The sequence below is a fragment of the Streptosporangium sp. NPDC005286 genome, from assembly GCF_040607515.1.
Classification (GTDB): domain Bacteria; phylum Actinomycetota; class Actinomycetes; order Streptosporangiales; family Streptosporangiaceae; genus Streptosporangium.
The window spans coordinates 1-11,850 of the sequence record NZ_JBEXGU010000042.1; the positions used below are offsets into that span (position 1 = coordinate 1).

Sequence of the window (11,850 nt, forward strand, 5' to 3'; positions counted from 1 at the left end):
GCTGCCTGGCCCGATCAGCCGCCTCTTCGGTCGTGGATGGAGCGGCACCCGCCGGAGCTGACCGTGAAGGGTCCGCAGGGCTGGTGCGTAGCCACGGTGACCATGGGACCGCGCTCGGGCAGCTACCTGGTCTCCCTGCGCGACGGCTCCGGTCTCCAGGTAGTGCGGAGTGAGCATCCTCAACGGGTGGTAGAGCTGATCCTGGCTGCTCGGGGGTCGTGACCGTGTACGGCTGGATCATCCTGGGCGATGCGGCCACGAAGAGAGTCAACGGCCAAGAGGTCGTCATCGCAGCCGGTAAGTCGGGTGACATCGGGGTGGCCATCAGGGCCTGGGAGGACGCTGAACGCCACCGAATGCTGTACGAACTGGGCAACCTCGGCCGCCTGGTCGATGCCGCGATGACCCGCCTCCAGCTCCACCACCGCACTCCGGGCGGGCGCGGGAAACACGTGCCGAAAACCGACGACACTAAATGATCACTGGTCAGGTGCGGCGACACCTTCCCCGTAGCCGCGTTGCCGTACCTGACCGGCGATGACCGTGAGCAGGTGGCCATGTCATCCGGCGGCAACCTGACCCGGAGCACAGGGCCGCCAGGCCCGCGCACCGGAAGCAGGGCGGCAGAGCCTTTGCTCCTCGCCATTGAGGCGTTCCTGATGACCACCGAGTGGAGACGGCCGGCGCAATGCCGAATGGCACCCCGAAGGGGCCGCGAAGCGGTTGGGCCGGCGGTCGCAGCGGCAGATGATATGTGATTGCCGGGGACGGCTAGATGTGGGCAGCGGTGAGCTACGGCAACCAGATCATCGCATTGAAAAGGAAGAACATATGCCTTGATTCATACTGCGGCGATGTCTCCTGGGGTTGCTAGGGTCTGGCCTGCGTCAATCGCGTCTCGCAAATTTTTAGCGAGTGCGCTTTCGAGCACATTGACGTGTTCGGTGAGATTCTGGAGGCCCTGAGCATCGTCAGTCTGGGCCAAGAGGTCTCGATACTTATCGTTGCTCTTCAACAGCTCATGAGCCCGAAGCGCCGCGTCGGCCTCCTGAACGCGATTGGCATAATCTTCGAGTTCAACAACCTGCTTGGTGACTGACGTTATCGAGCGATCCAGAGCTTCCCGCTGCGGGGCGATGACTGCCGCCAGTTCGGGCGTTACCACCTCGCTCATCGCCTCGTCCTGCTCCGCCCGCAATGCCACCTGGGCACGGAGAAGGCGGGCGATGTCCCAAAGTTTTTCCGGAAGGACGACATCGTTGGCTATGTCGTCAAGCAGCCCCAAGCGATTTACTCTAGATGTGGACACGCTCTCAATCGCTTTCCGCGCACGACGGATCAGACCTAAAGCATTGTCATCTAGATCCGCTGGAATTATGTAGCAGTCCCCATAGAGATGTTGCAGTCGCGTGGTTAGGCTGGGGCGTCCGGTGTTGACAAAGAGGCCAGCGATGATAAAGGCCAGAACGGACACAAAGGCCGCAGGCTGGGAATCGGACTGAATAGCCACGCCAGCTAGAAATGCTCCGATCACTCCGGCAATGGATCCACTGACGGTAAAAAAGCGCCTTGTTCGTGAGGAAAGCTCGGAGGATCTGTGTAGGAGGACGGGCATACTGATGATCTTCTGCCGATCTAGTTCCGAAACGATCGGATCCACAATTGGCTCATCGATCCAGTCCTCCATCTATGGTTCACTCCTTGCCGGGAAGCAGACATGTCGAACCTGATCATAGGATCAAATAGACGCAAAAGGGTGGCGATGCACCGTCTGCCACCTCACGTCACATTCCGCCACACAGTTAGTCGCTCAGCTTGCCTACGTTCACCTGCAAAGTCCGCGTTCGGCGTGGTCATAAGGCGGCACCGCCGCTTTTTGAGGGCTGTGGCGCGTGGGCGGCGCTGGCCCGGACTGGCCGGAGAGCCGCGCGCCGCGCCAACGCCTTCGGCGTCATCATGGTGGCCCGGCAGACCATCTGCCTCGGCCGCCTGCACGCCGGTCACGTCGTCGCTGTCCATGTCAGCGACAGCACGCTGACCATCGACCTGGACGAAGGCCCGCGCACCATGCACCGCACCACCGACCTTCCGATCCGCAACGTCAAAGCACATCGGCCCCGCAAGGTCGACCATGTTTCCTAGATCACCTGTTGTCCATGTCCTGGGACAGAAACGTCAGGCATCTCCTGGGACTAGACATGCTCCTTGTGATCGTTGGACTCGGGATCCTCAATGGAGAGCAAGACGTAACGTGGTACGAGTCCACATCGACCTGGGCCTTATCACTCCTATCGGGGTACAAGTCCGAGCGCATGACCTCATCGAGGCGGGCAGGTTCACGGACGCCGTCAAGCTGATCAGTGAGGAAAGCCAGGTATCTCAAGACGAAGCGGAAGATGTGGCGAAGGCCCTGCAAGCCGGTCATGTCCTGCCGGACTTCCCGATGCCCTGGGAAGGTGACCTTCCCACCAGGGCTCGCAACCTGGTCTCCGCCGGCCGCCGGAAGGAAGCCGTGTTCCTTGTACGGAGCAAAGAGGGCATGAGCCAGCCCGAAGCCGAAGCATTCGTCGACTCTCTCCCCTCAGAACCGAACGCATAACTGAGCGATCACTCCAGACGAGGGCATTCACGAGAAAGGCCAAAGCATGATCAGCCTCCTCCGCGCGGTCACAGGCGAGGTGAGTCCCGACTACGGACTCTTCATCATGGCCGAGGTCATCGACGGACAATTGGCGGGATCGGCGGCTAAAGGGGACATCGAACCACCAGATGATCAGATCGCCGTGGGCACCGACGGGTTCGTCATCCAGGCGAGGTACACCGACCATACGGTTCATGTCCGATTCGAGCTGTGGAACGGGTGTCCACCGGTGGACACCTGGGAAGAGCTTTGGGCCGGGCAGTTCCTGTTGAAGTCCGGAGTGGTCTGCGTCATGAGCTGGGAGTACGCCGAGCGTTCACCCGATGTGGAGTTCGACCTGGGGCAGCGCGACACGACCTGGTCGGCACGGGTGACCACCAAGATCCTTCAGACTGAACAAGAGGCCGGCTTCCCACAGGTGATCGCCCGGGTGGAGTTGTACAGAGTCCAGTTCTGGAACTGATGGGTCCGCGTGCCAGCCAGCCATCTGAGTCGTTGCTGTATTTCGCTGCTGTACGGAAGCGAAAAGGCCACTTCTCGATCATGGGAGGTGGCCTTTGACCTGTGGTGGAGCCTAGGAGATTCGAACTCCTGACTTCCTGCTTGCAAAGCAGGCGCTCTGCCAACTGAGCTAAGGCCCCGAGATTCAAGCCGGCGCCTGGAGACGACCTGCTTCAGTCGTACACCGTAGCAACAGAAACCGCTCCTACGCCAATTGAATCCGTGCGCGGCGTCGTGTCGGATGGCTCCGAGCGAACGGGCTTCGAGCGGGACGAGGATCAGTGGGCGGCGGTGGCCAGGGGGGACTCGGCGGGCGCGCTGTCAAGGAGAAGTCCGGGGAGATCCGCGATGGAGTCGAGGATGTGAGTGGCTCCCCCGTTGAGGAGGCGTTCCCTGCTGTGGACGCCGGTCAGGACGCCGCCGACCACCGCCGCGCCGGCACGGCGGCCGCAGAGCATCTCGCTCTCGGAGTCCCCGACGACGGCGACCTGGCGTACGTCCTCGATACCGAGTCGCATGACCGTGGCGAGCACCAGGTCGGGCATCGGACGGCCACGGCCGGTGTCCTCGGGGCACAGGGCCAGATCGAGCCTGTCGGACCAGCTCAGGGCAGCCAGCACGCGGCCGAGCGTGACACGGCTGAAGCCGGTGGTGAGGCAGACCTTGACGTCGGCACCGCGGAGCTTGTCGAGCGCCTCGACGATTCCGGGCAGTGGAACCAGGCCCGCGCGTCCGATGGCGCCCTCGTAGGAGCGCTCGAAGGTCAGATTGGCCGCCTGGGCCTGGGCCTCGTTGTCCGGGAAGATCCCCCGGAAGACATCGATCTTGGAACATCCCCGGGACCGGTGCACGTGCACCATGGCACGAGCGTACGCACCGGTCCCGGGCACGATGCCCTGCGTGGCGATCGCCTCGGCGAACGCCCGCTCGACCATGGCGACGTCACCGATCGTGGTGCCTGGCAGATCCAGGCAGACAAGCCTGATGGGCTTTACTCCATCTTGGGCAAGGACCATGAAAGCACCCGAATCGGTAGCCGCGTCTGTCAGTTCTCGCTGCCGGTGGCCTCGGTCCACAGGTCGAGCTCGGCGCGGTCGGCCTGCACCTTGCGCCAGACCAGCAGCCCCCCGAGGGCGACGAGCGCCAGAACGAGCAACTTCTTCACGGTGTGACCCCACTTCTTGAGAAGTCTCACCTGCCGGGGTGAGACAACGCCCGGTTCGAACGGTTCCCTGCAGCCTAGCAAGGGATCGGGCCATGACCTGGTCCGCATGACAAGCGTCACAGCCGATCTACGCTAACCGGGTAATTGTCACTATCATCCCGCACGACTCGCGATCCGATGATCACAATCTGCCATGAATCCTGTTGCAAAACCGCCCGCGTTCTTACGATAACCCCCGGAGCGGGCCGCTCCATCCGCCCGAAAGTTCCGGTCACCGGCCGCCAGGAAGGTTTCTGCCCGGACATCGCGGTGACCAGCATGTCCGCTCGCTCCGGCGCGATTACCGGGGGGCGCGAATGTCCCAAACCCTCTCGCTATGGATCGGTCAGGCGCCCTGAACAAGATCGGCGTAGTCGGGGTGACGATCTATCCATTCCCTGACGAACCAGCAGAGAGGCGCGACCTTGGCCTCTTCGGCGCGGGCCGCGTCCAACGCGGTGCGGACGAGTGCGGATCCCACCCCGTTGCCCTCGTACTCCGGCTCGACCTTGGTGTGGGGATAGACGATGACCCCGTCACGCCGGACGAGCTCCAGCCGCCCCGCGCGCCTGCCGTCCACCGTCGCCACGAAGGAATCGCCACCGGGGGAGAGCTTGACATCCACCTGCATGGAGGTTCTCCTTTGCCAGACCGCCGTACGACGGTTCCCTCTTCAGCCGATTCCGCGAGACGTTCATTCCCATGTGTGCGGATCTTCGGCGGACGCGATGGCCGACTGGTTTCTGCGCACTGAAACACGAAACCGGCAAACCATACCAAAAGGCGCCCAGCTGAAGGATGATGAGAGCAGGTACCGGCACCGCCGATGCCTCATGGCGATCAGCCGACACACCTGCGCCGTCACGACAGACGTTGACTGACCCTCATGCCCCACCCAGAAGGTGATCACAATGGTAGGTGAGGTCAGCCACGGCTCACTGCGCGTTCTCTTCACCGATCTGCCGGTCGGCCTACGCTGCGAGGGAGAGATCGACCTCTGTACGCGGCACGTCCTGGTGCAGGCCCTCGCCATGGCGGCGGAGCGCACCCGCGGCGATCTGTATGCCGATCTCCAGGGTGTCGACTTCGTCGACGTGGGCGGTCTGCGGGTGCTGGCGGAGATCGCGTTCGGGATGGCGGGCGACCGCAGGCTGGTCGTCAGGGGTCTCCAGCCGCACGCGTGGCGGATCGCCGAGCTCTGTGGCTGGGCGGAGGTGCTCGACAGCAGGTCCGGAGAACGTATCCGTCAGTGGGATAACAACTGATCACTCCTCGGCTGTAGCGTAAAAGTCCTCTAGAGAAATTCGGAGGATCTCAAGCTGAGCACCGGCCGGCTCCAGACTTGAGGCAACCGCGACCTGGCGGCGGCATCCGGCCGCCTTTCCCTCCCCCTCGACCGTCCACAGAGGTGTACCCGTGAGCGCTGCCGTCCGCGTGACCGATGTGTCCGACCCCTCGGTAAAGGAGATGGTCCTGCTGAGCCTGGCCGGCGAGCTCGACTACACCAATGCCGAGCGGTTCCGTCACGACCTGCACCAGGCCATCGGCCAGGACCGGGGTGACCTTGTCATAGACCTGACCGATCTGACCTTCTGCGACTCCACGGGAATCCAGCAATTCCTGAACACCCGCAAGATCGTCCAGGACCGCGGAGGCAGCATCGTCCTGGCCAATCCGCACCCCCGCCTGAAACGAATCCTCCACCTGACCGGACTCGCCCAGGCCTTCGGCATCCAGCCCACCGTCGCCGACGCCGTCAAGGCATTGCGACCACAGCAGTCCGCCCCGGATATTCACGGTGGATGACCGTCGTAAGTTGGCAACGATCGGGCAGGTGTCTAGCATCGTGTAACTCATCTGCAACGCCCTGATTCTGGAGCAAGTCGGCTCGTCCCCCGGTGACTGCCAGACAAGGCGACGTCAAGGGGGTGTCGTGATCGGCGACCACGGTCAGCACTGGCCGATCGACGAGGATCTCAGCGCGTTGCGAGAACGTCTCCACCATCACGCCACCCAGGCCGGCCTACGGGGCGAACGCCTGAACGACCTCCTCCTCGCCACCAACGAGGCGGTCATCAACGTCCTGGAGCACGGCGGTGGCAAGGGCACCGTGGACGTCTGGCAGGACGAGAGCCACCTGACCATCGACGTCACCGACACCGTGGGGCTCCTGGCCACCGAGCACATCCCGGCGAAACGCCCCGCGGGCACCGTTCGAGGTTTCGGCCTGTGGCTGATGACCCAGCTGTGCGACGAGTTCACCATCGAGCAGGTCGCCGGAGGCTCCCGGGTCCGCCTGCGGATGGACCTGCGCTCCCCATCGGCGCGGATCGGGGCGCTCAGCCACGAAGACCCCGGTCAGGAAGAGGTCCGGGCCGCGTTCTGAGCCTCGATCGTCATGGGCCCCAAGCCCCGTGACGCGAGGGTCCACCGGAAACCCGCCACGGCCCCTCGTCAGGGTCCGGCCGATCACCGCCGGGCCTTTTCTCGTCTCTCCGGAAGATGTGCGTGTCCGGAAACGATCCCCAGGAATGGTCACCTGGCACTACCGGAGTGTGCTGGGCTAAACACCTCTACCTCTGGCAGACGGGTCTGGACCTGCTGACGGCCCCGATCCCAGGCCGCCGACCAACCGGGCATCACCGCCCGCAAAGGGGTCACCGACGCGTTGGGGGGCGCACCGGGACCGTCCTCACGACCGTCAGCCATCCTGAGCGTTCCGGCCGAACCGGAGAGGTCGGCTCGTACGCAATCCTTGACCACCCGCTGGCAGAAGGGCGATGCTCCGTCCCGATGTCCGCGATACGCTCGTTTAGCCAGGTCAGCGCATTACCTCGCTGTTTTCCCTGACCGTTCTCCGCGGAACCGTGGCGGCCGCCGACGGCATGTGAGGACGTGCCGCGGCATCGCCCCGGGCCGGGTTCACGGTAGGCCCGACCCACGGAAAACCGTCCTGGCTCCCCTCGCGCCTTACTCAACCGTGTTCGGGCTCGGAAGGGATGGTCCTTATGAGGGTTGTCGTCGACCTGGCGCGCTGCCAGGGGTATGCCCAGTGCGCCTTCCTGGCCCCGGACGCGTTCCGGATGCAGGGTGAGGAAGCACTCGCGTTCCACTCCAGCCCCGACGACGCGCAGCGGGACCAGGTCCTGCGTGCGGCCGCCGCCTGCCCGGTCCAGGCGATCCTGGTCGAGACACCTGGACCGTCATGAGCAGCGAGCAGAGCCTGAAGGCGTTCAGGCGTGACGGCCGCATCGTGATCGTCGGCGCCTCCCTCGCGGGGCTGAGAGCCGCGGAGGCGCTGCGCGACGAGGGCTTCACCGGATCGCTGACCCTCATCGGGGACGAGGCGTGCGAGCCCTACGACCGGCCTCCGCTCTCCAAGCAGGTCCTGACCGGCTGGGTACCCGCGGACGGCACCGCGCTACCCCGGCGCCGCGAGATCGGCGCGGAGTGGCTGCTCGGCGTGGCCGCCTCGGGGCTGGACCTCGCCGGCAAACGGGTGTGGCTCGCGGACGGGCGGGAGGTTCCCTACGACAGGTTGCTGATCACCACCGGGGTACGTGCCAGGTCCTGGCCCGACGAGGCCGAGGCCGCACTGGACGGCGTGTTCGTGGTCCGCACCCGCGACGACTCCGGTCGCCTGCGGGAGCGGCTGGACGCCGGGCCCGGCCGGGTGCTCGTCATCGGGGCCGGATTCGCCGGTTCCGAGATCGCCTCCGTCTGCCGCGAGCGCGGTATACCGGTGACCGTCGCCGAGGTCGCCGAGGCCCCGCTGGTGGGAGCACTCGGCAGCATGATCGGCTCGATCGCCGCGGACCTCCAGCGTGCGCACGGCGTCGACCTGCGCTGCGGTGTCAGGGTCACCCGGCTGGAGGGCGACGGGCGGGTGCGCCGCGCTCACTTCTCCGATGGAGAGGCGATCGACGCCGACGTGGTGGTGGTCGCGCTCGGCGGTGTGCGCAACACCGAGTGGCTGCGGGACTCGGGGCTGGCCGCCGGCCGCTGGGGGGTGGCCTGTGACTCGGGGTGCCGGGCGTTCGACATCAACGGCCTGGTCACCGATGACGTCTTCGTCGCCGGGGACGTGGCACGCTGCCCGCACCCGGTCTACGAGTACCGGTTCCTGTCGCTGGAGCACTGGGCCAACGCGGTGGAGCAGGCCCAGGTCGCGGCGCACAACATGGTCAGCCCTCCGACCGACCGCTGGCCGCACCTGTCCATGCCGACGTTCTGGTCCATGCAGTTCGGCGTCAACATCAAGTCCGTCGGTGTTCCGATCATGGCGGACGAAATCACCGTCACCCAGGGGGCGGTGGAGGAGCGCCGGTTTGTCGCGGCCTACGGGTACCGCGGCAGGGTCATCGCGGCCGTCAGCTTCGACAACGCCAAATGGCTCGACCACTACCGGCAGCTGATCGAGACGGCGGCCCCCTTCCCGCCCTCCTGCCCCACCCCCGACCAGCCCGCCGACATGAAGCCGGTCCCCGCCCGCTTCCCGGATCCCCTCATCATCACCCACGGAGCCACCGTCATGGTCACCGGCCACGAGCCGAGCGAGCGGCGCGTGGCGTTCGCACGGCCGGGCCGTTGAACCCGGGCAAACCTTAGGAGGAGCGGTCATGACAGTCGCTCAGGCGCCCAGCACTCTCCAGCGGATCCTCGACTACTCCAACCGGGCCGACCCGTACCCGCTCTACGCGGAGCTGCGCAGGAGGCCGGTGGCCCGGCAGGAGGACGGCGACTACGTTGTCAGCACCTACCGGGAGATCAGCACGTTGCTGCACGACCCGCACCTCAGCTCCGACGCGCACAGCCTCGAACACCCGGGGCCCGCCCTCGCCGAGCGCGGGGACCCGCCGGCGTTCATCGGCCTCGACCCGCCGCAGCACGACCGGCTGCGCCGCATGGCGATGCGGCACTTCGGCCCCCCGCACTCACCCACGCTGATAGACGACATGCGACCCGACCTGGCCGCCATCGTCACCGGCCTGATCGAGAACCTGGCGGGCAGGGACCAGATCGACGTCGTGGACGACTTCGCCTATCCCTTCCCGGTCACCGTGATCTGCCACCTGCTCGGCGTGCCCCGCGAGGACGAGCCGCGATTCCACCGGTGGGTCGAGGCGATCGTCGCGCTGCTCGACTTCGACCCCGCGACGGACCCTCAGGAACGCCTGCGGGAGGGCGTGCAGGCCCGCAAGGACCTCAGGCACTATCTCGCCGAGCTCCTGGAGAGCCGCCGCGGCCGGCCACCGGGCGACGACCTGCTGTCCCGGCTGGCGAGCGACGAGGGCCCCGACGGGCGCATGACGGACGAGGAGATCGTCAGCACCGCCAACCTGCTGCTCATCGCGGGTCACGAGACGACGGTCAATCTGATCACCAACGGCGTGCTGACCCTGCTGCGCCACCCCGATGTGCTGGAGCGCCTGCGCCGTGAGCCTGAGATGATCATCCGGACGGTCGAGGAACTGCTGCGCTACGAACCTCCGGTGCACATCATCCCCTGGCGGGCCGCCTACAGCGACCTCACCGTCGCGGGCGTCACCATCCCGAAGGGCTCGCGGATCACGCTCATGCTCGCCTCCGGCAACCGCGACCCCGCGTACTTCCGTGACCCCGACCGGTTCGACCCCGACCGGCAGGACAACCGGCACCTCGGTTTCGGCAGCGGCATCCATCTGTGCTTCGGCGCCCCCCTGGCCCGGTTGGAGACGCAGATCGCACTGAACGGGCTGGTACGCCACCTGGAGAATCCCCGGCTCGTCGCCGACCCGCCCCCGTACCGGCAGAGCGCGGTCCTGCGCGGCCCGCGCCACCTGCTGGTCAGGCAGGGATGACGGGTGGTCACCGGCTCCACATCCCGATCCTCACCGGCACCCCGGATGAGGCGTGCAGTACGGGGGCGCCGTCCGGGGCGGTGAGCCCGCCCGCCTGGAGGAGGTCCTCCTCCAGGCGGATCAGCCGGGCGTGGCGCAGCGGCCAGTCGGGGTGCTCGATCTCGGCGTGGGCCGTCCGGCCCGCGACCGTGGTGAACAGCCGGTAGCGGGCGGTCAGGAAGTGCGCCAACTCGTCGCGCTCCGGCTCCGCGAGCGGCGGACCGATCTCCACGTCCGCGTCGCATCGCGCGCCCGCCGGCCCGGCCCGGCGGCGGCAGCGGTAACCGCGCCGCTCACCGTCCGCGCGGACGGACATGCCGGACCAGAAGTAGGGCAGCCGGTAGACGACCCGCGCGCCGAGCACCGCGAGCAGGCGCCCGGCGTCCAGCGACAGGAACCAGACGCCGTCGCGCCCCCGGTCATCTCGTACGTACGTGCGCACGTTGGTCTCGGGGAATCGCGACAGCCACGGCAGGGCCGGCGAGTGCGGCGCCCGTACGTCCTCCATCAGGAAGGTGGTGAGGCCGACCCAGGCGGCGCCGTCGAAGGTGTCCACCGTGAGTCCGGCCGGCAGCAGCCGCTGGATCTCGGCGGGTGGGTACCGCCAGTGCATGAAGGTCATCTCGGACCAGCGGTGGTACATGACCGGCCGGGCCACGCGCAGGGACGGAGGAGCCTGCATGGTCTGCTCCTTGTCGAGTGACGACGGTGCTCACGTGACGGCGGCGTCCGGGACGGTGAGGTTCCTGAGCCAGGTCTCGTCGCCCGTCATGTGCCGGTCTTCCCGGTTGGGACCCGCGCATGCGCTGCGCGGCGATCCCGCCGCCGACCGAGGCGGGCTCACGGCGAGTGGGTTCCTCCGCCCCGGCATCCACTCGCTTATCTTGGCCATGGCGCCGCACACCTGCCTCACGCCATGACCGCAGGCGAGGAAGACTCGCCTCGACTCTCGACAGGGAACAACTCATGATCTTCATCGCCGTCAAGTTCACGGTCCGTCCCGAGCGGGCCGAGGAGTGGCTCTCGCTCGTCGACGACTTCACCCAGGCCACCCGCAGCGAGCCCGGGAACGTCTTCTTCGAATGGTCCAGGAGCGTCGAGGTGCCCGGCCAGTTCGTCCTGCTGGAGGCGTTCGCCTCGCCCGCGGCAGGCGAGGCGCACGTGAACTCGGAGCACTTCAGGACCGCCATGGCCTGGATGCCCGAGCTGATCACGAAGACGCCGGAGATCATCAACGTCGAGGTGCCCGGCGAGGGCTGGTCGCAGATGGCGGAACTGTCACCGGCCCAGAGCTGACCAGAGATGATCATCGACCGTTGACGAAGTCGACGTCACCTTCGACGTAGCAGCGCCGGTAGTACTGCCTGGCGAAGGCGGCCAGGCTGAGGGTGTCGGCGTACAGCGTGTCCTGATGACCGAGGAAACGGCACGCCTCAAAGAACGAACGGTCGCCCATCACCTTCACCGCGACCGCCTGCGTCGCGGTGATCTCCGGGTGGGAGGGCGGCGGTCCCGGCCGGCATCTGACGTCGGCCGAACAACGGACTCTAGGGCGACATGGTCACACATGTGAACAGCTTCCGCGTACAAGACCATCTGAAAGTTAGAGAGGCTTGACAACGATG

Annotated in this window: 18 protein-coding genes and 1 tRNA gene; 12 read left to right on the top strand and 7 right to left on the bottom strand. The window is 66.2% G+C overall.

Annotation, left to right across the window (positions count from 1 at the left end):
• Positions 1–222, top strand: a 222-nt coding sequence (locus ABZU75_RS17595) for a hypothetical protein (RefSeq protein WP_355555105.1), incomplete at its 5' end; no start/stop codon positions are given.
• Entirely contained in the window at positions 219–479 is a 261-nt protein-coding gene (locus ABZU75_RS17600) for a hypothetical protein (protein WP_355555107.1), read from the top strand. The genes ABZU75_RS17595 and ABZU75_RS17600, both read left to right, overlap by 4 nt.
• 362 nt (positions 480–841) lie before the next feature.
• On the opposite strand, the gene ABZU75_RS17605 is transcribed toward ABZU75_RS17600, so the two are convergent.
• A complete protein-coding gene (locus tag ABZU75_RS17605) occupies positions 842–1,687 on the bottom strand; it encodes a hypothetical protein (RefSeq protein ID WP_355555109.1) in 846 nt (281 codons plus the stop codon).
• Positions 1,688–1,815: 128 nt separating this feature from the next.
• Here ABZU75_RS17605 and ABZU75_RS17610 point away from each other — a divergent pair, with 128 nt between their 5' ends.
• From ABZU75_RS17610 to ABZU75_RS17620, 3 genes are all read left to right on the top strand, one after another.
• Entirely contained in the window at positions 1,816–2,142 is a 327-nt protein-coding gene (locus ABZU75_RS17610; RefSeq protein WP_355555111.1) for a hypothetical protein, read from the top strand.
• Positions 2,143–2,251: 109 nt separating this feature from the next.
• Positions 2,252–2,599 (top strand): hypothetical protein, encoded by a 348-nt coding sequence (locus tag ABZU75_RS17615; protein WP_355555113.1) that lies wholly within the window; start codon positions 2,252–2,254, stop codon positions 2,597–2,599.
• A 46-nt stretch (positions 2,600–2,645) separates the two neighbouring features.
• The gene (locus tag ABZU75_RS17620; RefSeq protein ID WP_355555115.1) at positions 2,646–3,104 is read left to right on the top strand and encodes a hypothetical protein; all 459 of its coding nucleotides are present in this window, start codon (positions 2,646–2,648) and stop codon (positions 3,102–3,104) included.
• Positions 3,105–3,206: 102 nt separating this feature from the next.
• On the opposite strand, the gene ABZU75_RS17625 is transcribed toward ABZU75_RS17620, so the two are convergent.
• From ABZU75_RS17625 to ABZU75_RS17640, 4 genes are all read right to left on the bottom strand, one after another.
• Positions 3,207–3,282 (bottom strand) — tRNA-Ala (locus ABZU75_RS17625).
• Between the two features lie 138 nt (positions 3,283–3,420).
• Entirely contained in the window at positions 3,421–4,158 is a 738-nt protein-coding gene (locus ABZU75_RS17630; protein ID WP_355555117.1) for an HAD family hydrolase, read from the bottom strand.
• Positions 4,159–4,187: 29 nt separating this feature from the next.
• Complete coding sequence (locus ABZU75_RS17635) at positions 4,188–4,307, bottom strand: DLW-39 family protein (RefSeq protein WP_211264163.1); 120 nt, start codon at positions 4,305–4,307, stop codon at positions 4,188–4,190.
• A 385-nt stretch (positions 4,308–4,692) separates the two neighbouring features.
• Positions 4,693–4,977: a GNAT family N-acetyltransferase gene (locus ABZU75_RS17640; protein WP_355555119.1), complete on the bottom strand. Its 285-nt coding sequence runs from the start codon at positions 4,975–4,977 to the stop codon at positions 4,693–4,695.
• Positions 4,978–5,257: 280 nt separating this feature from the next.
• On the opposite strand from ABZU75_RS17640, the gene ABZU75_RS17645 reads away from it, so the two are divergent.
• From ABZU75_RS17645 to ABZU75_RS17670, 6 genes are all read left to right on the top strand, one after another.
• Complete coding sequence (locus ABZU75_RS17645; protein ID WP_355555121.1) at positions 5,258–5,611, top strand: STAS domain-containing protein; 354 nt, start codon at positions 5,258–5,260, stop codon at positions 5,609–5,611.
• A 151-nt stretch (positions 5,612–5,762) separates the two neighbouring features.
• On the top strand, positions 5,763–6,152 hold the full coding sequence (locus ABZU75_RS17650; protein WP_355555123.1) for an STAS domain-containing protein: 390 nt from the start codon (positions 5,763–5,765) through the stop codon (positions 6,150–6,152).
• Positions 6,153–6,279: 127 nt separating this feature from the next.
• The gene (locus ABZU75_RS17655; protein ID WP_355555125.1) at positions 6,280–6,732 is read left to right on the top strand and encodes an ATP-binding protein; all 453 of its coding nucleotides are present in this window, start codon (positions 6,280–6,282) and stop codon (positions 6,730–6,732) included.
• A 622-nt stretch (positions 6,733–7,354) separates the two neighbouring features.
• Positions 7,355–7,555 (top strand): ferredoxin, encoded by a 201-nt coding sequence (locus tag ABZU75_RS17660; protein ID WP_350913799.1) that lies wholly within the window; start codon positions 7,355–7,357, stop codon positions 7,553–7,555.
• Complete coding sequence (locus ABZU75_RS17665) at positions 7,552–8,937, top strand: FAD/NAD(P)-binding oxidoreductase (RefSeq protein ID WP_355555128.1); 1,386 nt, start codon at positions 7,552–7,554, stop codon at positions 8,935–8,937. Before ABZU75_RS17660 ends, ABZU75_RS17665 begins: the two co-directional genes overlap by 4 nt.
• Before the next feature lie 28 nt (positions 8,938–8,965).
• Positions 8,966–10,186 (top strand): cytochrome P450, encoded by a 1,221-nt coding sequence (locus tag ABZU75_RS17670; RefSeq protein ID WP_355555130.1) that lies wholly within the window; start codon positions 8,966–8,968, stop codon positions 10,184–10,186.
• A 7-nt stretch (positions 10,187–10,193) separates the two neighbouring features.
• Here ABZU75_RS17670 and ABZU75_RS17675 read toward each other — a convergent pair whose 3' ends face one another.
• Positions 10,194–10,907: a DUF2071 domain-containing protein gene (locus ABZU75_RS17675; protein ID WP_355555132.1), complete on the bottom strand. Its 714-nt coding sequence runs from the start codon at positions 10,905–10,907 to the stop codon at positions 10,194–10,196.
• A gap of 284 nt (positions 10,908–11,191) precedes the next feature.
• Here ABZU75_RS17675 and ABZU75_RS17680 point away from each other — a divergent pair, with 284 nt between their 5' ends.
• Positions 11,192–11,521, top strand: coding sequence for a putative quinol monooxygenase (locus ABZU75_RS17680; RefSeq protein ID WP_350913790.1), 330 nt, complete (start codon positions 11,192–11,194; stop codon positions 11,519–11,521).
• A gap of 10 nt (positions 11,522–11,531) precedes the next feature.
• Here the strand turns inward: ABZU75_RS17680 and ABZU75_RS17685 are convergent, their stop codons facing one another.
• On the bottom strand, positions 11,532–11,714 hold the full coding sequence (locus tag ABZU75_RS17685) for a pectinesterase family protein (protein WP_355555207.1): 183 nt from the start codon (positions 11,712–11,714) through the stop codon (positions 11,532–11,534).
• Positions 11,715–11,850: the final 136 nt, after the last annotated feature.

Excerpts from the sequence above, each read along its gene's own strand:
- ABZU75_RS17605 (WP_355555109.1), bottom strand. The coding sequence starts at position 1,687 with ATGGAGGACTGGATCGATGAGCCAATTGTGGATCCGATCGTTTCGGAA.
- ABZU75_RS17620 (WP_355555115.1), top strand. The coding sequence starts at position 2,646 with ATGATCAGCCTCCTCCGCGCGGTCACAGGCGAGGTGAGTCCCGACTAC.
- ABZU75_RS17630 (WP_355555117.1), bottom strand. The coding sequence starts at position 4,158 with ATGGTCCTTGCCCAAGATGGAGTAAAGCCCATCAGGCTTGTCTGCCTG.
- ABZU75_RS17640 (WP_355555119.1), bottom strand. The coding sequence starts at position 4,977 with ATGCAGGTGGATGTCAAGCTCTCCCCCGGTGGCGATTCCTTCGTGGCG.
- ABZU75_RS17645 (WP_355555121.1), top strand. The coding sequence starts at position 5,258 with ATGGTAGGTGAGGTCAGCCACGGCTCACTGCGCGTTCTCTTCACCGAT.
- ABZU75_RS17660 (WP_350913799.1), top strand. The coding sequence starts at position 7,355 with ATGAGGGTTGTCGTCGACCTGGCGCGCTGCCAGGGGTATGCCCAGTGC.
- ABZU75_RS17665 (WP_355555128.1), top strand. The coding sequence starts at position 7,552 with ATGAGCAGCGAGCAGAGCCTGAAGGCGTTCAGGCGTGACGGCCGCATC.
- ABZU75_RS17670 (WP_355555130.1), top strand. The coding sequence starts at position 8,966 with ATGACAGTCGCTCAGGCGCCCAGCACTCTCCAGCGGATCCTCGACTAC.
- ABZU75_RS17675 (WP_355555132.1), bottom strand. The coding sequence starts at position 10,907 with ATGCAGGCTCCTCCGTCCCTGCGCGTGGCCCGGCCGGTCATGTACCAC.
- ABZU75_RS17680 (WP_350913790.1), top strand. The coding sequence starts at position 11,192 with ATGATCTTCATCGCCGTCAAGTTCACGGTCCGTCCCGAGCGGGCCGAG.